General features: G+C 70.0%; 18 protein-coding genes. 8 read left to right on the top strand and 10 right to left on the bottom strand.

What is annotated here, in order from left to right:
* The first annotated feature begins 28 nt into the window (after nucleotides 1-28).
* Nucleotides 29-946: an FkbM family methyltransferase gene (locus BJY22_RS04255; RefSeq protein ID WP_167203852.1), complete on the top strand. Its 918-nt coding sequence runs from the start codon at nucleotides 29-31 to the stop codon at nucleotides 944-946.
* Here BJY22_RS04255 and BJY22_RS04260 read toward each other — a convergent pair.
* Nucleotides 921-1,688, bottom strand: a complete 768-nt coding sequence (locus tag BJY22_RS04260) for an SDR family NAD(P)-dependent oxidoreductase (protein ID WP_167203853.1) — start codon at nucleotides 1,686-1,688, stop codon at nucleotides 921-923. The two genes, BJY22_RS04255 and BJY22_RS04260, sit on opposite strands and share 26 nt — an antisense overlap.
* A gap of 79 nt (nucleotides 1,689-1,767) precedes the next feature.
* Between BJY22_RS04260 and BJY22_RS04265 the strand changes: the two genes are divergently transcribed.
* Nucleotides 1,768-2,307, top strand: a complete 540-nt coding sequence (locus BJY22_RS04265; RefSeq protein WP_167203854.1) for a GNAT family N-acetyltransferase — start codon at nucleotides 1,768-1,770, stop codon at nucleotides 2,305-2,307.
* Here BJY22_RS04265 and BJY22_RS04270 read toward each other — a convergent pair.
* The 6 genes from BJY22_RS04270 to BJY22_RS04295 are packed head-to-tail and all read right to left on the bottom strand — an operon-like array spanning nucleotide 2,297 to nucleotide 9,118.
* Nucleotides 2,297-3,112, bottom strand: a complete 816-nt coding sequence (locus BJY22_RS04270) for a bifunctional allantoicase/(S)-ureidoglycine aminohydrolase (RefSeq protein WP_167203855.1) — start codon at nucleotides 3,110-3,112, stop codon at nucleotides 2,297-2,299. The genes BJY22_RS04265 and BJY22_RS04270 overlap by 11 nt on opposite strands.
* On the bottom strand, nucleotides 3,109-4,449 hold the full coding sequence (gene allB / locus BJY22_RS04275; RefSeq protein WP_167203856.1) for an allantoinase AllB: 1,341 nt from the start codon (nucleotides 4,447-4,449) through the stop codon (nucleotides 3,109-3,111). Before allB ends, BJY22_RS04270 begins: the two co-directional genes overlap by 4 nt.
* A complete protein-coding gene (locus BJY22_RS04280; protein WP_167203857.1) occupies nucleotides 4,446-5,585 on the bottom strand; it encodes a glycerate kinase in 1,140 nt (379 codons plus the stop codon). Before BJY22_RS04280 ends, allB begins: the two co-directional genes overlap by 4 nt.
* Nucleotides 5,585-7,354 carry a glyoxylate carboligase gene (gcl, locus tag BJY22_RS04285; protein WP_167203858.1) on the bottom strand — a complete coding sequence of 590 codons (1,770 nt, stop codon included), beginning with the start codon at nucleotides 7,352-7,354 and terminating at the stop codon, nucleotides 5,585-5,587. Before gcl ends, BJY22_RS04280 begins: the two co-directional genes overlap by 1 nt.
* Entirely contained in the window at nucleotides 7,354-8,238 is an 885-nt protein-coding gene (locus tag BJY22_RS04290; RefSeq protein WP_167203859.1) for a 2-hydroxy-3-oxopropionate reductase, read from the bottom strand. The genes gcl and BJY22_RS04290 overlap by 1 nt, the downstream gene beginning before the upstream one ends.
* Nucleotides 8,239-8,287: 49 nt before the next feature.
* Entirely contained in the window at nucleotides 8,288-9,118 is an 831-nt protein-coding gene (locus BJY22_RS04295; protein WP_167203860.1) for a hydroxypyruvate isomerase family protein, read from the bottom strand.
* A gap of 165 nt (nucleotides 9,119-9,283) precedes the next feature.
* Between BJY22_RS04295 and BJY22_RS04300 the strand changes: the two genes are divergently transcribed.
* The 6 genes from BJY22_RS04300 (at nucleotide 9,284) to guaD (ending at nucleotide 18,849) form a co-directional block, all read left to right on the top strand.
* Nucleotides 9,284-10,816 (top strand): helix-turn-helix domain-containing protein, encoded by a 1,533-nt coding sequence (locus BJY22_RS04300; protein WP_167203861.1) that lies wholly within the window; start codon nucleotides 9,284-9,286, stop codon nucleotides 10,814-10,816.
* Nucleotides 10,817-10,955: 139 nt separating this feature from the next.
* Entirely contained in the window at nucleotides 10,956-12,881 is a 1,926-nt protein-coding gene (gene uraD / locus BJY22_RS04305; RefSeq protein WP_167203862.1) for a 2-oxo-4-hydroxy-4-carboxy-5-ureidoimidazoline decarboxylase, read from the top strand.
* Nucleotides 12,878-14,338, top strand: a complete 1,461-nt coding sequence (locus BJY22_RS04310) for a xanthine dehydrogenase small subunit (protein WP_202890987.1) — start codon at nucleotides 12,878-12,880, stop codon at nucleotides 14,336-14,338. Before uraD ends, BJY22_RS04310 begins: the two co-directional genes overlap by 4 nt.
* Complete coding sequence (gene xdhB / locus BJY22_RS04315) at nucleotides 14,335-16,674, top strand: xanthine dehydrogenase molybdopterin binding subunit (RefSeq protein WP_167203863.1); 2,340 nt, start codon at nucleotides 14,335-14,337, stop codon at nucleotides 16,672-16,674. The genes BJY22_RS04310 and xdhB overlap by 4 nt, the downstream gene beginning before the upstream one ends.
* 1 nt (nucleotide 16,675) lies before the next feature.
* A complete protein-coding gene (gene xdhC, locus BJY22_RS04320) occupies nucleotides 16,676-17,572 on the top strand; it encodes a xanthine dehydrogenase accessory protein XdhC (protein WP_202890988.1) in 897 nt (298 codons plus the stop codon).
* Nucleotides 17,569-18,849: a guanine deaminase gene (gene guaD, locus BJY22_RS04325; protein WP_167203865.1), complete on the top strand. Its 1,281-nt coding sequence runs from the start codon at nucleotides 17,569-17,571 to the stop codon at nucleotides 18,847-18,849. The genes xdhC and guaD overlap by 4 nt, the downstream gene beginning before the upstream one ends.
* Before the next feature lie 30 nt (nucleotides 18,850-18,879).
* Here the strand turns inward: guaD and BJY22_RS04330 are convergent, their stop codons facing one another.
* The 3 genes from BJY22_RS04330 to pucL form a co-directional block, all read right to left on the bottom strand.
* Nucleotides 18,880-19,833 (bottom strand): type IV toxin-antitoxin system AbiEi family antitoxin domain-containing protein, encoded by a 954-nt coding sequence (locus BJY22_RS04330; protein WP_167203866.1) that lies wholly within the window; start codon nucleotides 19,831-19,833, stop codon nucleotides 18,880-18,882.
* Nucleotides 19,834-19,950: 117 nt separating this feature from the next.
* On the bottom strand, nucleotides 19,951-21,294 hold the full coding sequence (locus BJY22_RS04335) for an 8-oxoguanine deaminase (RefSeq protein ID WP_202890989.1): 1,344 nt from the start codon (nucleotides 21,292-21,294) through the stop codon (nucleotides 19,951-19,953).
* Complete coding sequence (pucL, locus tag BJY22_RS04340) at nucleotides 21,291-22,196, bottom strand: factor-independent urate hydroxylase (RefSeq protein WP_167203867.1); 906 nt, start codon at nucleotides 22,194-22,196, stop codon at nucleotides 21,291-21,293. Before pucL ends, BJY22_RS04335 begins: the two co-directional genes overlap by 4 nt.
* Nucleotides 22,197-22,200: the final 4 nt, after the last annotated feature.

Below are 22,200 nucleotides of genomic sequence, written 5' to 3' on the forward strand. Positions count from 1 at the left end.
GCTCGAGGTGAATGGGTAACGGTCGGGTGTGAACGTCCACGACGGAGTGGTACGGCGTGCCGCCTGGCGTCTGGCATCCGCGGTCGAGCGGGTGCTGGGCGCCGGGGCAGCGCGTCGTACGGCCAGGATGGTGGGCAGGATCGAAGGACTGACTGATGCGGGAGTGCATCGGGTGGCGCTTCGGGTTTCGCCGCGGTTGGCGGCGGAGAACCCGGGGTTGGTGAAGATTTCGCCGCGCTGGGCCGCGACGGTGCGGGTGCGACGGCAGGGGTTGGCTTGGGAGCTGGATCTGCGGGACAACTTGCAGGCGGTCTTCTACTACGCGGGGCGGTACGAGCCTGCGGTTCGGCGGTTCCTGCGCGATGAGCTGCGGCGCGGTGACGTCGTGCTCGATGTGGGGGCGAACATCGGCGTTCACGCGTTCGCGGCGGCGCAGCGGTTGAAGGAGCTCGGCGGCGGGCGGGTGGTCGCGTTCGAGCCGGCGGCGGACAGCGTGGCCAAGCTGGGCCCGGGCGCGGCGCGTAACGACGTACCGCTGGAGGTTGTGCCGGCGGCTCTGGGCGAGCGGGCGGAGCTGGCGACGCTGCGGACGGACAGCAGGTACGACGCGGCGGATACGGGCGTGCGTTCGTTGTACGGCGATGGTGACGCCGTGCAGGAGGTGCCTGTCGTACGACTCGACGACTGGGCGCGGGAGCACGACCTCGACAGGCTGGACGTGGTGAAGCTCGACATCGAGGGCGCCGAGCTCGCCGCACTCGCCGGTGCGTCACGGACCTTCAAGCGGTTGCAGCCGCGCGCGGTGCTCGTGGAGGACAAGCGTCCCGGGCTGAGCGCGCGGCTGCACGCCGTACTGGACGAGCTCGGCTACCTGCCGACCGGTGACGTACTGGACCACAACGCGGTCTTCAGGCCGGAGCTCACGGCGTCAGCTGACCGCCGTTGACCTCGATGATCTGGCCGGTGACGTAGGAGGACATGCGGTCGGAGGCGAGGAAGAGGATGGTGCCCACGCACTCGTGCGGGGTGCCGGTGCGGCCCATCGGGATCGTGGTGAGCATCGCCTGCATCTGCGCGTCGGCGGTGTGCCGGTCGTGGAACGGGGTCTTGATCACGCCGGGGGCGATCGCGTTCACGCGGATGCCGTCCGCGGCGAGCTCCTTGGCGAGGCCGCGGGTGAACGTGCTGACGGCGCCCTTCGACGTCGCGTAGACGACCGACCCGCCGGCGCCGCCGGTCCGCCCGGCGATCGAGGTGACGTTGACGATCGAGCCGCCGCCCTGCGCCTTGAACACCGGCACGATCCGCCGGCTGAGCGCGAACACGGAGGTCAGGTTCACGTCCAGGATCCGGTGGAACTCGTCGTCCGGTACGTCGGCCACCGCCGACCGGTGCACCAGGTCGCCGGCGTTGTTCACCAGCACGTCGATCCGCCCATGCTGCGCGAGCACCTCGTCGACGAAGGCGTCCGCGGCCTTCGAGTCAGCGAGGTCCGCCTGGTGCAGGGTCGCCGTACCACCGGCCGTCTGCACCGCCCCGACGGTGTGCTTCGCGCCCTCGACGTTCCGGTGGTAGTGCAGCGCGACCGTGGCGCCCGTCTCCGCGAACCCGACCGCCGCCGCGGCCCCGATCCCGCTGCTGGCCCCGGTCACCACAACGACCTGATCCCTGAAATCCAGATATGCCATGCGACCTATCCTCTCCCGGCGCCGCGGGAAACGCGCCGGACGGCGAGTGGTGGGAGCGGGGCAGGAGTATTTTCGATGGATGGGATACGCGCTCGGGGAGCTGGGGCTCCGGCGGTGGCGGACCGGTGATGCGTTGCGGCTGGCCGCGGCGCACGACGATCCTGCGATGGTGAGCCAGGGCGGGATCGTGGACCGGGCGTCCGCCGTGGACTGGATCGGGCGTGTCGCCGATCTCGACAACGGTCACGTGTACGCCGTGGCGGACGCGGACGATCACCCGATCGGGTGCGTGGCGGTGACGAACATCGACCGGCACCGGGTCGGCTGGACCTGGTACTGGACGCTCGCCGACGTCCGCGGCCAAGGGGTCGCGCGCGACGCCCTGCGCGCGCTCGCGGACTGGGCCCATCACGACGCCGGCCTGTACCGGCTCGAGCTCGGCCACCGGCTCAACAACCCCGCCTCGTGCGCGGTGGCTGCCGGCGCCGGGTTCCTCTCCGAGGGCATCGAGCGCCAGCGACTCGCCTTCGACGGCACCCGGTACGACGTGGAACGCCACGCCCGCCTGGTCACCGATCCACTGACGCCGCCGCAGCGCCCGGTGACTGTCAGAGCGTGAGCTTGGGGTGCCGGTTGACGTCCTTGTAGAGGAGATACCGGAACCGCCCGGGCCCACCCGCGTAACAGGCCTGCGGACAGAAGGCCCGCAGCCACATGAAGTCGCCTTCCTGCACCTCGACCCAGTCCTTGTTCAGCAGGTAGACGGCCTTGCCTTCGAGCACGTACAACCCGTGTTCCATCACGTGCGTCTCCGGGAACGGGATCACCCCGCCCGGCTCGAAGCTGACGATGTTCACGTGCATGTCGTGCCGTACGTCGTCCGGGTCCACGAACCGCTGCGTCCGCCAGCGGCCCTCGGTGTCGGGCATCTCGATGCCCTCGACGTCGGCCTCGTTGGTGACCAGCGGCGGCGGTACGTCGATCCCCTCGATCCGCTCGTACGCCTTCCGCACCAGGTGGAACGTCACGGCCGCGTCACTCGTGTTCCGCACGGTCCAGTCGCCGCCCGGCGGCAGGTACGCGTACCCGCCCTCGGTCAGCGTGTGCTTCTCGCCCGCGACCGTCAGCACAAGGTTGCCCGAGACAACGAACAGCACGGCCTCGGCCGCCGGGTCGGTCTCCGGCTTGTCGCTCCCGCCGCCCGGCGCGACCTCGACGATGTACTGCGAGAACGTCTCCGCGAACCCGGACAGCGGGCGGGCGATCACCCACAACCGGGTGTCGTCCCAGAACGGCAGCCGACTGGTGACGATGTCCCGCATGGTGCCGCGCGGGAGGACGGCGTACGCCTCGGTGAAGACCGCGCGGTCGGTGGTGAGGTCGGTCTGTGCGGGCAGTCCGCCCTTCGGCGCGTAGAAGGTCATCGTTCTCCTCGGGTCAGCAGGCGGCCGCGCGGGTCGGCGGCGAGGTCGACGGGTACGCCGCGGAGCCAGGTGCTCCGGACGACACCGGTCAGCGTGCGGCCGTCGTACGGCGTGATCGCGTTCCTGTGCTGGAGCTGTCGCGCGTCGACGGTGAAGGTCTCGTCGGGGGCGAGGACGCACAGGTCGGCGTCGTACCCGACCTCGATCCCGCCCTTCGTGCCGAGACCGGTCTGCGCGGCGGGGGCAGCGGACATCCAGCGGGCGACGTCGGCGAGCGTGAAGCCGCGGCGGCGGGCCTCGGTCCAGACGGCGGGCAGGCCGAGTTGGAGCGAGGCGATGCCGCCCCAGGCGGTACCGAAGTCGCCGGTTTCGAGGTGCTTGAGGTCGATCGTCGACGGCGAGTGGTCGGAGACGACCAGGTCGATCGTGCCGTCACGGAGGCCGTCCCAGAGCAGTTCGCGGTTGGCGGCCTCGCGGATCGGCGGGCAGCACTTGTACTGCGTGGCGCCGTCGGGAATGTCCTCGGCGGTGAAGCTGAGGTAGTGCGGGCAGGTCTCGGCAGTGATCCGTACGCCGTCGTTGCGGGCCTGCGCGATCAGGGGGAGGACGTCGGCGCTGGACACGTGCAGGATGTGGACGCGGCAGCCGGTTTGCTTCGCGAGGGCGATGACCTGGGCGACGGCCTCGTTCTCGGCCGCGCGGGGACGGGAGTCGAGGAAGGCCGTGTAGCTCGCGCCGTCGGGCGCGGTCGCTTCGTCGATGCGGTGGGCGTCCTCGGCGTGCACGATCAGCAGACCGTCGAACGTGGCGATCTCGGTCATGGCGGCGTGCAACTGGTCCGCGTTCAGGGGTGGGAACTCGTCGACGCCGGAGTGCAGCAGGAAGCACTTGTAGCCGAACACGCCGGCGTCGTGCAGCGGGCGCAGGTCGGGGACGTTGCCCGGGATCGCACCGCCCCAGAAGCCGACGTCGACGTACGCCTGGGTCTCCGCGGTCTTGCGTTTGAGCGTGAGCGCCGGGACGTCGCAGGTCGGCGGGATGCTGTTCAGCGGCATGTCGACGATCGTCGTGACACCACCGGCCGCGGCTGCTCTGGTAGCGGAGGTGAAGCCTTCCCAGTCGGTGCGACCCGGGTCGTTGACGTGCACATGGGAGTCGACGAGTCCCGGCAGCAGTACTTCGTCGTCCGCGAGACGCAGGTCGGTGGTCGCGTCGAGGTCGGCGTCGTACGGCGAGATGACGACGATCCGGCCGTCCCGGATGCCGATCGCCGCCGCCTGCTCCCCCGCGGCACGCACGACCCGGCGAGCCCGCAGTACGAGATCCAGAGCACTCATGCGGTCCCTTCTCTCCTTCGTGTCATCGTAAGGTGATCCACCGCGATCCGTTCCCCGAGTTCTTCGAGGAGGGGCCGGGGTTCGGCCATGCACCGCCGTACGTCGGGCTCGACATCCGTGAGCGCGTACGCCGCCGTGACGCCGATCTCCCGTAGCTGCTCCGGCTCCAACCGGTTCACCCCGCACACCGCGACCACCGGGATTCCAGTTGTTGCCGCAGCTACTCCGGCGACCGCCTTTCCGTGCAGCGTCTGCTCGTCCAAGGCGCCTTCGCCGGTGATCACGAGGTCGGCGCCGTCGAGCTGGTGCCGGAAGCCGACGAGGTCGAGGACCAGGTCGATGCCTGGACGGAGTTCGGCGTCGAGCAGCGCGAGCGCCGCGAAGCCCACACCACCTGCCGCGCCGGCGCCGGGGGTGTCGCGAAGGTCGCGGCCGGTCTCCTTGGCCACGACATCCGCCCAGCGGCTGAGCCGAGCGTCCAACTCAGCGACCTGGTGCGCATCGGCACCCTTTTGCGGCCCGTAGACGGCCGCGGCACCTCGGGGCCCCGTCAACGGGTTGTCGACGTCGCAGGCAACGACCACCTGTACGCCCCGCATGCGGCGCCGAAGATCGGCCAGCCCGCTTTCCGGAAGTTTTTCGTCACATAGCGCCGAATTGTTTCCGGAAAGCGCGTCTATCAAGCCGCGCCCGCCGTCGGTCGAGGCGCTGCCGCCGATGGCGAGGACGATGCGGGTGCAGCCCGCGTCGAGGGCCGCGGCGAGCAGTTGGCCCGTGCCGTACGACGTTGCGGTGAGAGGAGCCGGGATGCCGTCGGGGAGGCGTACGAGACCCGAGACGTCCGCGAGTTCGACGACCGCGGTGTTGCCGCGGCGCGCGTACCCACTCGACACCGGCTCGCCGGTAGGGCCGGAGGCCACCACCGGGACCAGGGTGTAGCCGGCGGCGACGGCGGCGGCCAGGGTGCCGTCGCCGCCGTCGGCTACCGGGACGGCGGTGACGGTCGCGTCGGGGCAGACTCGTCGTACCCCGGCGCCGACCGCCTCCGCGACCTCCGTGCTCGTCACGGTGCCCTTGAACTTGTCCGAGGCAACGACCACCCGGAGCCCGAACCCCTCGTACGAGGCGGTTCCCATCAGTCCAGCAACGCGAGGGCCGTCGGCGCGTCCTCCGGTGAGATCGCCAGGTCCTCGAACTCGATCACGTTGTCGATCTCGACCCCCATCGACACGTTCGTGACGCGCTCCAGGATGATCTCGACCACGATCGGGACCCGGTGCTCGACCATCAGCTTCTTCGCCTGCTCCAGCGCCGGCAGGATCCCGTCCGGCTCGGACACCCGCAGCGCCTTGCAGCCGAGGCCTTCGACGACCTTCACGTGGTCGACGCCGTACCCGTTGACCTCCGGGCTGTTGATGTTCTCGAAGGACAGCTGCACGCAGTAGTCCATGTCGAAGTTCCGCTGCGCCTGGCGGATCAGGCCGAGGTACGAGTTGTTCACCACCACGTGGATGTACGGGATGTTGAACTGCGCCCCGACCGCCAGTTCCTCGATCAGGAACTGGAAGTCGTAGTCACCCGACAACGCCACGACCGTGCTGTCCGGATCCGCCACAGCGACTCCGAGCGTGGCCGGCACGGTCCAGCCGAGCGGCCCGGCCTGGCCGGCGTTGATCCAGTGCCGCGGGCGATACACGTGCAGCATCTGCGCCGCCTGGATCTGCGACAGCCCGATCGTGCTCACGTACCGGACGTCCGGCCCGAACGCCCGGTTCATCTCCTCGTACACCCGCTGCGGCTTGATCGGCACCGCGTCGAAGTGCGTCTTGCGCTGCAGCGTGGTCTTTCGCTCACGGCACTCCGCGGCCCACGCCGTGCGGTCTGGCAACGAGCCCGCCCGTTCGCGCGCCACCTCGACGAAGACCTCGAGCGCGGCCCGCGCGTCCGACACGACCCCGTAGTCCGGCGCGAACACCCGCCCGATCTGCGTCGGCTCGATGTCCACGTGGATGAACTTCCGTTCACCCCGATACACATCCAGGCCGCCGGTGTGCCGGTTCGCCCACCGGTTGCCGATGCCGAGCACCAGGTCGGAGGCCAGCAGCGTCGCGTTGCCGTACCGGTGCGAGGTCTGCAGACCGACCATGCCCGCGCTCAGCGGGTGGTCGTCCGCGATCGCACCCCAGCCCATCAGGGTCGGTACGACGGGAACGCCGGTGAGCTCGGCGAACTCGACGAGCAGGTCCGCGGCGTCGGCGTTGATGATCCCGCCGCCGGCCACGATCAACGGCCGCTCGGAGTCCGCCAGGAACGACAGCACCTTCTCCGCCTGCGCCCGGGTGGCGGCCGGACGCGGGACCGGAAGGGGCTCGTAGGTGTCGATGTCGAAGTCGATCTCGGCGAGCTGTACGTCGAGCGGCAGGTCGACCAGTACGGGACCAGGCCGGCCCTCGCGCATCACCTGGAACGCCTTCTGGAAGGTGCCCGGCACCTGCGCCGCCTCCATCACCGTCACTGCCCACTTCGCGACCGGCTTGGCGATCGAGGCGATGTCGACGGCCTGGAAGTCCTCCTTGTGCAGCTTCGCTACCGGCGCCTGGCCGGTGATGCACAGGATCGGGATCGAGTCCGCGGACGCGGAGTACAGGCCGGTGATCATGTCGGTGCCGGCCGGTCCCGACGTACCGATGCAGACGCCGATGTTGCCTGCGCGGGCCCGGGTGTATCCCTCAGCCATGTGTGAAGCGGCCTCGACATGGCGGGCGAGCACGTGCTTGATCCCGCCGTGCGCGCGGATCGCGCTGTAGAACGGGTTGATCGCGGCACCGGGCAGCCCGAACGCCTGCGTCGCCCCCTCCTTCTCCAGGATCAGTACGGCGGCGTCGACCGCCCGCATCCTGGTCATCAGCTGACCGCCTTGCCGGACAGACGCTCCACGCCACGCAGCAGGGCGGAATGGTCGAGGCCACCGTCTCCGTTCGCGCGGGCCGAGGCGACAAGCTGCGCCACCAGTGCACCGAGCGGTACGACAACGCCCGCCTCCCGTGCGGCCGCGGTCACGATGCCCATGTCCTTGTGGTGCAGGTCGATCCGGAACCCGGGCTCGAAGGAGCGCGACAGCATGTTCTCCTTCTTCTGGTTCAGCACGGTGGACCCCGCGAGGCCACCGCCCAGCACCTCGAGAGCAGCCTTGGTGTCGACGCCGTACGCCTCCAGGAAGACCACGGCCTCGGAGACGGCCTGGATGTTCGCGGCGACGATCAGCTGGTTGGCGGCCTTCACCGTCTGCCCCGAACCGCTCGGGCCGACGTGGACCACGGTCTTGCCGACCACGTCGAACAGTGGCTTGGCCGCGGCGAAGTCGTCCGCCTCGCCGCCGACCATGATCGACAGCGCGGCGTTCTTGGCGCCGGCCTCGCCGCCGGAGACCGGGGCGTCGAGCAGCCGGAAGCCGAGCGCGCGGGCCTGCTCGGCGAGCTGCTGGGTGACGTCCGGGCGGATGCTCGAGAAGTCGATGATCAGCGACCCGGTCTCGGCGTTCTGGAAGACGCCGTTCTCGCCTTCGAGGACGTCCTGGACGTCGGGCGAGTCGGGCACCATCACGCAGATCACGTCGGCGCCCTTGACCGCGTCACCGATCGAGGTCGCGGCGCGGCCGCCGGCGGCGACCAGGGCCTCGGCGCGCTCCGGCGTACGGTCCAGGCCGGCCACGGTGTGCCCAGCGTTGGCGAGGTGGACAGCCATCGGGTTGCCCATGATGCCGAGGCCGATGAAGGCGATGTTCGTCATAGTTCGTTCTCCTGGAGGTGCCGGCGGGGAAGAGGGGAAAGAGAGGTGGTCAGCGGCGCTCGTACGGCAGCCAGCTGAGGCTTTCGTCGGTGGTCGGGGTGGACGGCTTGTACTCGAGACCGACCCAGCCGGAGTAGCCGTTGGCTTCGAGCGCCGCGAGCTGCTGGTCGAGCGGGAGCGTGCCGGTGCCGGGCTCGTTGCGGCCCGGGTTGTCGGCGATCTGCACGTGGGCGACCCGGTCGGTGTGCTCGGCGATCACCCGGTCGACGTCGTCGCCGTTGACCGCGAGGTGGTACAGGTCCGCGAGCAGTCCGACGTTCGGTACGTCGTACGCCGCCTGGACGCGATCGATCACGCCGAGCGCGTCGGACGCGACCTTCAACGGGTACCGCTCGGCGCCGCTGACCGGCTCGACGAGAACCGTGGCGCCGATGCGGGCGGCGGCCTTGGCGGCGAGGGCGAGGTTCTCGACCGCGATGTCGTCCTGCTCCTGCTCGGTGCTGCCCCCGTCTTTAGTCGACATGGCGCGGTTGCCGTACAAAGCGTTGAAGCCCTCGGCGCCGAGTCGCTCGCCGATGCCGACCGTCACGTCGACGTTGTCGCGGAACTCGCCGGACCGCTTCGGCCAGGACACCAGGCCGCGGTCGCCGCCCGGCATGTCACCGGCGAAGAAGTTCAGGCCGGTCAGCTGGACGCCGGCGTCGGTGATCGCGCTGACGAACGCGTCGACCTGCCGGTCCGGCGGGACGGCCTCGACGAACGGCCACCAGAACTCCACCGCGCTGAACCCGGCCCGCCGGGCCGCCGCGGGCCGCTCGAGCAGAGGCAGCTCGGTGAAGAGCAACGAACAGTTCACCGTGTACCGCAGTTGGTGGCTCATCCGGATTCCAACTTTCCGCATTGTGGAACTTGATTTCTGTTCTGCGAAATGACCATAAGTCGCCGAGCCGAGGGCGTCAAGCGTCGGGACGCGCCGCGGCGAGGACTGTCCCCGCGGGCGCGCGCGTTGTACTTTCCTCTAAAGGGACCTGCCCGGAGGTGCGTCGTGCTGCTGGCGGAACTGCTCGATGCGCCCGAGCTCGGGCTGCGTTTGATGTACTCCGGCGGCGGCGTACTGGACCGTCCGATCGGGCGGCTGGTGACGACCGATCTGCTGGAGCCCGGGCGGTACCTGAGCGGCGGCGAGGTGGTGCTGACCGGGCTCGTCTGGCGGCGGCAGCCGACGGACAGCGAGCTGTTCGTGGCGTCGGTGGCGGGGCGTGGCGCGACCACGATCCTCGCGGGCAAGGCCCAACTGGGCGACGTACCGGCGGACCTGGTCGAGGCGTGCCGGCGGCACGACGTGACGCTGGTCGAGGTACCGATCGAGGTCGCGTTCGCGGACGTGACGGAGTACGTCGCAGCCGCCGGGTCGGCCGAGACCGGCGCGCGGTTGTCGGCGAGCCTCGTGCGGCAGCGGCAACTGCTGTCGTCGATCGCCGCCGGCCGCAGCCTCGACGAGCTCGCGGCGCGGATCTCGGCCGAGATCGGGCACGACTGCCGCGTCCTGACACCGACCGGGCGTCACGTCGTCCCCGGGCCCGGAGAGCTCGATCCCACCGCCGTCGACGCGGTGACCCGCAAGTTCCTGACGGCGGACCGGACGCCGGCGGTCGCGCTGACGATCGACGCGGCGTACAGCCTGTTCCCGGTCGGGTCCGGCCTGGGCAACCGGCTGACCGCGTGGGTCCTGGTCATCGAGGGCGACCACAACGAGTGGTCCCGCGACCATGTCGAAGCCGTGCACGAGCTGTGTGCGATCGCCGCGCTGGACCGCGCCCGCCGCGACGAAGGCCGTCGCGCGCTCCGTCCGCTGGTGGCGGACGCGCTGGCCCTCGTCGAGTCCGGCGCCCCACAGCCCGAGGTCGCCGCGCGGCTGCGCCAGGCGGGCGCACACTCCGAACGCCCGATGGTCGTCGCGGTCGCCGAGCTCCGCGACGACGGTCCGAGCGAGGTCGCGCTGAGCCTGCTCGAAGACGTGGCGCTCACGGTCGGCCCCGCCGTCGTCGCGCCCGGCCGGGACGGTCTGCTGGTCGGCATCCTGCCCTCTTCCCCCGAGCTTCCGGAGCACGTACGACGGGCCTTCGGCCGCCTCGCGCCGGGTCTCAACCGGGGCCGCCTCGCAGTCGGGATCAGCGGTGAGACGTCGGCCGACGCGCTCGCGGGCGCGCTGGAGGAGGCCCGGTTCGCGCAACGCGCCGCCGGCGCCGCCCGTTCACCTGTCTCGGTCGTCACGTCGGACGAGGTCGCGTCGCACGTCCTCCTGCTCGCCACACTCCCCGACGACGTACGGCGTACCTACAGCAACCGCGTCCTCGGAGCGGTCCTCGACCACGACCGCCGGACCCACGCCGACCTGCTCACCACGCTCCAGGCGTTCCTCGCCTGCTCGTGTTCGTGGACCCGTACGGCGGAGACGCTGCATCTGCACGTCAACACCGTTCGCTACCGGATCGAGCGCGTAGAGCAACTGACCGGACGCGATCTGTCGACCCTCGAGGACCGGGTGGACATCTTCCTGGCGCTCAAATCCCTGTAGTTGTGTGATCACACAAAACGGACCGTTCTCCGGCCGTTCATCTTCGGAGGTTCACCGGGTGCAATCCGGGGCGCGCTGAGTCGATGCTCGGGTGCAGGTCAAACACCGCCCGCCCCACGCAGCCGAGGAGCGTGTCCCGATGAAGGCAGTCCTGCGACCGAGCCCCCGCGCCAGCCGCCATCCTGTGGATCAGGTACTGCCCCCGGGCAAGCTGGCCGTCTACGGTACCCAGCACGTGCTGGCGTTCTACGCCGGCGCGGTGATCGTACCGATCCTGCTCGCCAGCGCGATCGGGCTCAGCACCGAGCAGCTCATCCACCTGATCAACGCGGACCTCTTCACCTGCGGTATCGCGTCGATCATCCAGTCCGTCGGGTTCTGGAAGGTCGGCGTACGGCTGCCGCTCCTGCAGGGCGTGACGTTCACGGCGGTCTCGCCGATGATCGCGATCGGGCTCGCGGCCGGCGGCGGGACCAACGGTCTGCTGGTGATCTACGGCGCCGTCCTGGTCGCCGGGCTGGCCACCTTCTTCATCGCGCCGTTCTTCAGCAAGCTGATCCGCTTCTTCCCGCCGGTGGTGACCGGTTCGGTGATCACGATCATCGGTCTGGCGCTGCTGCCGGTCGCGGCCGGGGACGCGGTCGGCGGCGCCGGCCCGGCCGCCGCACCGACCAGCGGCAAGAACATGGCCTACGCCCTCGGCACGCTCGCCCTGATCGTCCTGATCCAGCGCGTGTTCAAGGGGTTCATGGCCACCATCGCCGTGCTGGTCGGGCTGGTCGTCGGGACGCTGGTGGCGTGGGCGTTCGGCGACGCGCACTTCGGCGCGGTCAACGACGCGGCCTGGGTGGGCGTGACGCAGCCGTTCTACTTCGGCTGGCCGAAGTTCTCGATCGCGGCGATCATTTCGATGATCGTGGTCATGCTGATCACCGCGGTGGAGACGACCGGTGACGTGTTCGCGACCGGTGAGATCGTCGAGAAGCGGATCGGCCGCGAGGACATCGCCCGGGCGCTGCGGGCCGACGGCCTGGCCACCACGATCGGCGGTGTCTTCAACTCCTTCCCGTACACCTGCTTCGCGGAGAACGTCGGCCTGGTCCGGCTGACCCGGATCCGCAGCCGCTGGGTGGTCGCGGCCGCGGGCGTGATCATGATCCTGCTCGGGTTGCTGCCGAAGGCCGGTGCGATCGTGGCCGGCGTACCGCATCCGGTGCTCGGCGGCGCGGCGCTGGCGATGTTCGCGACAGTGGCCGTGGTCGGGTTCCAGACGCTCGCCAAGGTCGACTTCCACGACCACCGCAACGTCGTGATCGTGGCGACCAGCGTCGGCCTGGCGATGTACGTGACCGCGCAGCCGCAGGTCGCGCAGGCCGTGCCGGGCTGGGCCGAGATCATCTTCGGCAGCGGCATCACGCTCGGCAGCCTGACCGCGATCGGCCTGAACATCCTGTTCCACCACGTCGGCAAGAACTTCGGACCGGCGGTGGCGGGTCAGCCGGGTGACACGGTCCGGTTGGACCAAGTGAACACGATGACCCGCGAGGAGTTCGTCGAGACGTTCGGCGGGCTGTTCCAGGGTCCGCGGTGGGCGGTCGAGCGGGCGTGGGAGATGCGGCCGTACGCCGACACGCACGCACTGCGGCGCTCGTTCCAGGAGGCGCTGTTCTCCGGATCGCGCGACGAGCAGCGCGAGCTGATCCAGGCGTACCCGCGGCTCGGTTCGCAGTTCGTCGCCGACGGCCTCAGCGGTGAGGCGTCGCTGCGCGACCAGTCCGACAAGGGCCTGACCTTCCTGGGCGACCCGGAGCGGGACGAGCTGACCGCGATCACCTCGGCGTACGAAGACCGGTTCGGGTTCCCGCTGGTGATCTCGGTGCGGGACGCCGAGTCGTACGAGCGAATCGTCGAGCAGGGCCGCGAACGGCTGGGGAACTGCGAGAACCAGGAGCACGCCGCGGCGCTGCTCGAGATCGCGAAGATCGCCGGCTACCGCTTCGACGACTTCGTCTCCGACGCCAACCCGATCCACAGTGCGCGCACCCGATGGAGCACCAACCGATGACTACGCAAGTACTGCGCTCTCCTGCGCTGACCGTGAACGGTGAGGTCACCGCGATCGGTGACGTGTCCGTCCACACGACCGTCCTGGACTGGCTGCGGGACCGCGGCCTGACCGGCGCCAAGGAAGGGTGTGCGGAAGGTGAGTGCGGTGCGTGCTCGGTGCTCGTCGCCCGCCCCGGCACAGACGCGCCGACCGAGTGGACCGCGGTGAACGCCTGCCTGCTGCCGATCGCCGCGCTGGACGGGCAAGAGTTGATCACGTCCGAGGGGTTGGGTTCGCCCGCCGACCTGCACCCGGTCCAGAAGGAACTGGCCGTCCGCGGCGGCTCCCAGTGCGGCTACTGCACACCAGGCTTCGTCTGCAGCATGGCGGCCGAGTACTACCGCCCGGGCCGTACGGCGTGCGCGCCCGGCGAGGACCGATCGGTTGGTGAGGATCACGAGCATGGGCCGAACGGGTTCGACCTGCACGCGCTGAGCGGCAACCTGTGCCGCTGCACCGGCTACCGGCCGATCCGCGACGCCGCGTACGCCCTGGACAACCCGGCGCCGAACGACACCCTCGCCGCCAGGCAGGCCTCGTCCCCGCCCCCGCCCGCACCGACCGGAATGATCTCCCCGGAGGGCGAGTTCCTCCGCCCCGCCTCGCTCGACGAAGCGCTAACTGTCCTCGGCGAACGGAACGACGCCGTGGTAGTTGCCGGTTCGACCGATCTCGGCGTACAGGTGAACATCTTCGGCGAACGCCCACCGCTGACCGTCGCGATCGACCGCCTGGAGGAGCTGCGCGAGTTCAGCTTCGGGGACGACGACGTACGACTCGGCGCCGCACTGACGCTGACCGAGATCGAGCGGCGACTGGCCGGGCGTGTCCCGCTGCTCGCCCAGATGTTCCCGCAGTTCGCGTCGCGGCTGATCCGGAACGGCGCGACGATCGGAGGAAACCTGGGGACCGGGTCACCGATCGGAGATACACCACCCGCACTCCTGGCACTGGATGCGAGGCTGGTGCTGGCATCCAGCCGCGGTGAGCGGACCGTGCCGCTGGCCGAGTACTTCACCGGGTACCGGCAGACCGTGAAGGCCGCGGACGAACTGATCAAGACGATCGTGATCCCGTTGCCGTTGGCGCCGATGACCGCGTTCCACAAGATCGCCAAACGCCGGTTCGACGACATCTCGAGCGTCGCGATCGGGTACGCCGTCGATGTCGTGAACGGCACGATCCGGGACGCGCGGATCGGGCTCGGCGGTGTCGCGGCGACCCCGCTGCGCGCCCGCGAGACCGAGGCCGCGCTGATCGGCCGGCCGTGGAGCGAGGAGACCGTACGGATCGCGGCCGGGGTGATGGCGGCGGAGGGTACGCCGATGGACGATCACCGCGCGAGTACGTCGTACCGCTCGGCGATGCTCGGCCAATCGCTCCTGCGCTTCTATTTCGAGGAGGTGCACGCATGAGTTCCTTGTCGGAGCGACCGGCCGCTGCCGTGGTCGGCGTACCGCTGCCGCACGAGAGCGCCGCGTTGCACGTGACCGGAACCGCCTTGTACACCGACGATCTGGTGATGCGGACGCGCGACGTCCTGCATGCCTGGCCGGTGCAGTCGCCGCACGCGCACGCCCGGGTGACCGCGCTGCGGGTGAAGCCGGCGTACGACGTACCTGGTGTGGTGCGTGTGCTGACCGCGGACGACGTACCGGGGGTGAACGACGCGGGGGTGAAGCACGACGAGCCGTTGTTCCCGGACGAGGTGATGTTCAACGGGCATGCGGTGTGCTGGGTGCTGGCGGACACGCTGGAGGCGGCGCGGCTCGGGGCGCTGGCGGTCGAGGTCGAGTACGAGCCGCTGCCGTCGCTGGTGACGGTGCGCGACGCGATCGCGGCGGGCAGCTTCCAGGGCGTCGGGCGGCATCTGGAACGCGGCGATGTCGAGCGGGCGTTGGCCGGCGCGGAACACGTGTTCCGCGGCGAGTTCGAGTTCGCCGGGCAGGAGCACTTCTACCTGGAGACGCATGCGGCGTTGGCGCAGGTGGACGAGTACGGGCAGATCTTCGTGCAGTCGAGTACGCAGCACCCCTCGGAAACGCAGGAAATCGTTGCGCATGTGCTCGGGTTGGCCAGTCATTCCGTGACGGTGCAGTGCCTGCGGATGGGCGGCGGGTTCGGCGGCAAGGAGATGCAGCCGCACGGGTTCGCCGCGATCGCCGCACTGGGTGCGACGCTGACCGGGCGGCCGGTGCGGTTGCGGCTGAACCGCACACAGGACATGACGATGTCGGGGAAGCGGCACGGGTTCCACACCTCGTGGACCGTGGGGTTCTCGGCCGACGGTCGGCTGTTGGCGTTGGACGCGACGCTGACGTCGGACGGCGGGTGGAGCCTCGACCTGTCCGAGCCGGTGCTGGCGCGCGCGATGTGCCATATCGACAACGCGTACGAGATCCCGCATGTACGCGTGGACGGGCGGATCGCGAAGACGAACAAGACGTCGCAGACCGCGTTCCGCGGATTCGGTGGGCCGCAGGGGATGCTGGTGATCGAGGACATCCTCGGGCGCTGCGCTCCGCTGCTCGGGTACGACGGCTCGGAACTGCGCCGGCGGAACTTCTACCAGCCGGGCGACTCCACGCCGTACGGGCAGCCGGTGCGGCACGCGGACCGGTTGGAGTCGTGCTGGAGCCAGGTGCTCACCGGCGGGGACATCGCCGGACGGCGGGCGGAGATCGAGGCGTTCAACGCGTCACACGCTTTCGTAAAACGTGGTCTGGCGATGACGCCGGTGAAGTTCGGGATCTCGTTCAACCTGACGGCGTTCAACCAGGCCGGGGCACTCGTCCACGTCTACAAGGACGGGTCGGTGCTGATCAACCACGGCGGCGCAGAGATGGGGCAGGGCCTGCACACGAAGATGCTGCAGGTCGCGGCGACCACGCTGGGGCTGCCGTTGGCGCGCGTACGGCTGGCGCCGACGCGGACCGACAAGGTGCCGAACACGTCCGCGACCGCGGCGTCCTCGGGCGCCGACCTGAACGGCGCGGCCATCAAGAACGCCTGCGAGCAGATCCGCGAGCGGCTGGCGCAGGTCGCCGGCGGACGGCTCGGGATCAGCCCGTCGGACGTGCGGTTCGTGGACGGCGTCGTCCGCGGGCTGTCCGGCGACGGTGTGGACTGGAACGAGCTGGTCAATCTCGCCTACCACCAGCGGGTGCAGCTGTGGGCGGCCGGGTTCTACCGGACCGAGGGTCTGCACTGGGACGCGAACGCGATGCGCGGCGAGCCGTTCAAGTACTTCGCGTACGGCGTCGCGGCGTCCGAGGTCGAGGTCGACGGGTTCACCGGGGCGTACACGCTGCGCCGGGTCGACATCGTGCACGACGTCGGCGACAGCCTGAGCCCGCTGATCGACATCGGCCAGATCGAGGGCGGGTTCGTCCAGGGCGCCGGGTGGCTGACGCTCGAGGACCTCCGCTGGGACGCGACCTCCGGCCGGCTGTCCACCCAGGCGGCCAGCACGTACAAACTTCCGAGCTTCTCCGAGATGCCGGAGGTCTTCAACGTACGGCTGCTGGAGAAGGCCCACGAGGAGGGCGCCGTCTACGGCTCCAAGGCCGTCGGCGAACCGCCGCTCATGCTGGCGTTCTCGGTCCGCGAAGCACTACGCCAGGCGGCCGCCGCCTTCGGCCCGGCCGGCACCAGCGTCGACCTCCCGTCCCCGGCCACCCCTGAGGCCGTGTACTGGGCCGTGGAGAAGGCGCGCGCCGCTGCTTTCCCCGCAGAGCGGGAGCGTGGGTGAGATGGAGTGGGTCAAGGCTGTCCAACTCCTGCGAGCCGGACGTCGTCCGGGCGTTCTCGTCACGGTGATGTCCGTTCGCGGGCATGCTCCTCGGGAGGCCGGCGCGAAGATGGTCGTTGCTGCCGACAACGTCTGGTCGACGGTCGGCGGCGGGAACCTGGAGGCGCTGGGCGTCGAGCGTTCGCGGGAGATGATCGCCGACGGTGTGACGACCCCGGAAGTGCTGACGGCGGCGTTGTCCGACAAAGCGCCGTACCAGCACGGCGTGCAGTGCTGTGGCGGTGAGGTGAAGCTGTTGCTCGAGCCGTTGCCGGTGGTGCCCTCCGTGGCGATCTTCGGGATCGGCCATGTGGGGCTGGAGCTGGCGCGGATCCTGGCGCGGCACGACCTCGAGCTGCACCTGGTGGACACGCGGGCCGATCAGCTGACGGTCGAGCGGTTGTCCGTGCTGGACGATGCGGTGGCGCAGGTACATGTTCACAACGTGCCGGTGTTGCCGGAGCTGGTCGTCGGGGAGCTCCCGCGGGGTACGCACGCGGTGATCATGACGCACGACCACGCGGAGGACGCGGCGCTGTGTGACGCGGCGATCCGCACCGATGCGCTGTCCACGATCGGCCTGATCGGGTCGAGCGCGAAGTGGACCCGCTTCCAGCGGAAGCTGGCCGAGGACGGCAACTCGGCCGAGGCGATCGCTCGCATCACCACGCCGATCGGCCTTCCGGAGCTCAGCGGCAAGGAGCCTGCCGTGATCGCGGTGAGTGTCGCGGCCTGGCTCCTGCAGAGGTTCACCGCGGAGCGGCAGTCCGCTCCGGCACCATCCGCCGACCGGCACACCGGTTCGGCCCGTACTGCCGTGCGTCGCCCCGCGCCGGCTCAGCGTGAGGCGAAGGCATGACTCTTTACCGTGGCACGTTCATCGACACGCCGGAGAACCCGTTCGCCGGCGCCGGCCTGCGCGTCGACACCGACGCGGGGCTGCTGGTCGAGGACGGGCTGATCGTTGCCCGCGGCCCGTTCGCGGAGATCCGGCAGGCGCATCCCGCCGTACAGGTCGTGGACCTGCGCGACGGCGTCGTACTCCCCGGATTCGTCGACACCCACGTGCACTTCCCGCAGATCCGCGCGGTCGGCGGACTCGGGCTCCCGCTGCTGGAGTGGCTCGACCGGTACGCGCTTCCGGAGGAGGCGCGGATGGCCGACGTCGCGTATGCGACCGGGGTGGCAGGAGAGTTCGTCCGCGGGCTGGCGGCGGCCGGTACGACGTCCGCGCTCGTCTTCGGCGCGCACTACTCCGACGCGGTCGACGCGCTCTTCGACGCCGCGTCGAAGGTCGGCCTCCGGATCACGAGCGGCCTGGTCCTCAGCGACCGACTGCTGCGGCCCGAGCTGCTCACCACCCCGGTCCGCGCGTACGCCGAGTCGCTCGCCCTCGCGAACCGCTGGCACGGCGTCGGCCGCAACCGGTACGCCGTGACGCCCCGCTTCTCGCTCTCGTGCACCGACGACCTGCTCGCGACCTGCCACGAACTGATGGAAGCGATCCCCGGCGCACTGTTCACCTCGCACGTGAACGAGAACGAGGCCGAGATCGCGTCGGTCGCCGACCTGTTCGGGGGCAGCGACTACGTCACGACGTACGACCGGCACGGCCTGGTGGATCGCCGTACCGTGCTCGCCCACAACGTCCATCCGACCGACGTGGAACTCAAGACACTCGCCACCAGCGGCGCGACCGTCGCCCACTGTCCCACCAGCAACGCGGCGCTCGGCAGCGGGCTCTTCCCACTCCACCGACACCTGCAGTACGGCGTGCGCGTGGCGCTGGGCTCCGACGTCGGCGCCGGCACCGGGTTCTCACTGCTGAAGGAGGGCCTGCAGGCGTACTTCTGCCAGCAACTCATGGGCGACCAGGGCCGCCCCCTGACCGCCGCCCACCTCCTTTACCTGGCCACCACAGCAGGCGCGGAGGCCCTCGATCTCCCCCAGGTGGGCCACCTCTCCGTAGGCAACCACTTCGACGCCCAACTCCTCCGCCCCGCCGAAGGCTCCACCCTGGCCGTAGGCATCACCCACGCCGAAGACACCGAAGAAGCCCTGGCCCGCATCTTCACCCTCGGCACCCCCGCCGACGTCCAGGCCGTCTGGATCAACGGGGAGCTCCTGCAGCACTGATGCCGACAACTACCGGGGTCTGGAGACACGCTATTGCGTGTTCCCAGACCCTGCCGCATGTCGCCGCCACGCTCGCCAGATCCGGTCGGCGGTGTCGTGCGGGCGATCCAGGTCCGGCCAGCCGAAGCGGAGTACTCCGTACCCGTGCTCGCGCAGACGGTCCTCACGCCACTTCTCCGCGAGTACGGCGTCCGCGGTGTCGCCGTACTTCAACGCGCCGTCGAACTCGATGACGAGCACGCCCCCGAGCAGGAAGTCGACCCGCCCGATCAAGCGGCCGGCGTGGTCCCGGATCTCCACCTGGAGCTCCGGCGTGGGCAAACCGTGGTTCGCCATCAGGACGCGGAAGCGCGATTCGCCGACCGACTCGCTCAGACCGTTCGCGAACTGTACGGCGGCCAGCGCGGCCGGCGAGCCGTGCCAGCGCCGGTGCCGCTGCACGACAGCAGCCATGCTGTCCCGGGTCGTCAACCGCATCCGGAGTGCGGCGTCGGCCAGCACCACGCCGACCTCGTACGACGTCGTACACGTCGTCTCCACGATCGCGCGATCGACTGTGCTGACTTTGAGTCCGCCCAGCTCCACCACCTCGTCGGCCGCTGTCGTCCGGCGATGCACCTGGACCGTCCGGCTACTGCGAGCGCGGCCGGACGCCACGCGGGTGAAGTGTGCTCGCGACAGGTCGGTCCCCCAGACCGGCAAGCCGTGGAGCATCGCCGCGGACTGATGGCTCACGACGACGTCGCCGAGTCGTTCGCTCGCCATCCGCACGGCCAGCAGGTGGAGCCGGATCGCGCGTTCCCAGGGCGGTTCGTCCGCTGGCCAGGCCTGCGGCTCGACGTATGAGTTGAAGCTCAGTCTGAGCCACTGTCCGCGGTCCACGCGCTGCCGGAGCTCGCCCTCGCTGTACCCGGCTGCGAGCGCGTCCGAGCGCGTGAACCACCCGCCGCGGCTGGCCGCAATCACTTCCAGTCGTCTGTTCATGCCCAAGAAGGTGCACGCGTCACCCGCCCTCCGGACACGCCTTTGCGCTGTTGTGGACAACCGCCGGGGTCGCGGGACACGGTACGGCGTGTTCCGCGACCCCGGGGGTTGTCGCAATCAGCGGCAGAGCTCGGCTTGGGTGCGCGCCGCGGCGGTGGCGAGGGGCGGCTCGTCGGCGGTTTGGAGTTCGTCGTGTTCTACGACGGGGGTGCCGTTGGTCAGGAGGAGTTTCAGGGGTGGGGGTGTGGAGAGGGTCAGGGCGGCGATCGGGTCGGGGATGCCTGCGTGGGCGAGGGTGGTGAGGTCCCACACGGCGAGGTCGGCCAGCTTGCCGGGCTCCAGGGAGCCGATGTCGTCGGAGCGGCCTAGGATGCGGGCGCCGTCGAGGGTGGCCATTTCCAGGGCGGCTCGGACGGTGAGCGACTGCGGGCCGCCGCGGGCTCTCGCGAACAGGAGGGCGTGGCGGAGCTCCTCGACGAGGCTGCCGGATTCGTTGCTGGCGGCACCGTCTACGCCCAGGCCCACGGGCGCTCCGGCGGTGCGGAGGTCGGCCGTGCGGGCGATACCGGCGCCCAGGCGGGCGTTGGAGCTGGGGCAGTGCGCCACGCCGGTGCCGGTGCTCCCGAGATGCTTGATCTCGGTGTCGTCGAAGTGGATGCCGTGCGCGAACCACACGTCCTGCCCGGTCCACCCGAGCCGCTCGGCGTACTCGAGCGGCGTACACCCGAAGGTCTTCAGGCACCACTCCGTCTCGTCGGTGGTCTCGGCGAGATGCGTGTGCAGCCGTACGCCGCGACGCCGGGCCAGCTCGGCCGACTCGCGCATCAGCTCCCCGCTCACGCTGAACGGCGAGCACGGCGCGACGACGAGCTGCAGCATCGAATCCGGCGACGGGTCGTGCCAGCGGTCGATCGCGGCCTCGGTCGCGGCGAGGATCTCGTCCCGGTCCTCGACGACCGAGTCCGGCGGCAACCCGCCGTCCTTCTGGCCGCGATCCATCGACCCGCGCGCCGGGTGGAACCGCAGGCCGATCTCCCCGGCCGCCGCGATCTCCGCGCCGAGCAGATCACCCGCGCCCCGCGGGAAGACGTAGTGATGGTCCGCGACCGTCGTACATCCTGTCAGCGCTAGTTTTGCTAGCGCTGCTCGCGCGGCGACGTACACGCTCTCCTCGGTGATCCGCGCCCAGACCGGGTACAGCCTGGTCAGCCACTCGAAGAGCGTCGCATCCGCGGCGAGACCGCGCGTCACCCATTGGTACAGATGCTGGTGCGTGTTGACGAAGCCCGGCGTGACGAGACACCCGCGCCCGTCCACGACCCGGGCGTCGTCGTACGCCGGAGCGGGCCCGGGCCCGACCGCGATCAGCCGATTGCCTTCGGCAACCACATGGCCGACGAACTCGCGGCGGGCCGGATCGAGGGTCGCCACGTAGGCGCCCTCGATCACGATCCTGCTCAACAGAATCCCGGCGTCGCATGCCAGGCAGAACCGGCGTCGCTCGCGTCGTCGCGGGTGACCGTCGCCTCGATCAGGCCGTACGGGCGATCGGCGGCGATGAAGACCTCACCGGGGTTCTCGACCCCGAACGGCGAGAGGTCGACCAGGAAGTGGTGCTTGTTCGGCGCCGAGAACTTGATCTCGGCCACCTCCGGGTGCTGCTCGAGCACGGCGGAGCCCATCCCGTAGAGCGTCTGCTGCAGCGCGAGACTGTGGATCTTCGCGAACTGCTCGAGCAGCAGCCGCTTGATCTCGTCGTACGACTTGTCCCAGTCCACCTCTGTGTGGTCGTACCGCCACCGCGCGACCAGCGACGTCGCGAGGATCCGGTCGTTCGTCTCCTGCAGCGTCGTGTACTTGTCCTTCAGGAACCCGTGGAACTCCGACCCGGTCGACTTCAGGACGACGAGATCGCTGATCCCCGAGACGACGTACGCCTTCCGCTCCGCACCCCGGCCCTCGACGTTGACGACCGTGTTCCGCACGCCGCCACCGGTCCGTACGAACGAGTGGTCGTGACCCTCACCGTCGACCGGGATCCGTTCCCAGGCGTACTCCTCGATCTCGACCCGCGCGCCCTCGGCGGCCGGCGACGCGTCCAGGAAGTGCGCGCCGAGTGTCAGCGCGTAGTCCTCGATCGCGCCGATCCCCTTCTCCTTCGCGAACGCGAACGCGGTGTTCTTCTGCGTGTCGGTCGGCAGTACGTCGCTCTGGTCGCCGGTCGTGTGCGCGGCCTCGAAGTTGCCGCGGAGCGCGGTCGAGACGTTCAGGTCGCGGATCTGGTGGCGGGGCGTGTCGCGGTAGATGCGGACGACACGGTTCTCGGCTTTGCCGTACTGGTTGGCTCCAAGGTGGACGGCCATCTCG

The sequence above is a fragment of the Kribbella shirazensis genome (assembly GCF_011761605.1).
Taxonomy (GTDB): domain Bacteria; phylum Actinomycetota; class Actinomycetes; order Propionibacteriales; family Kribbellaceae; genus Kribbella; species Kribbella shirazensis.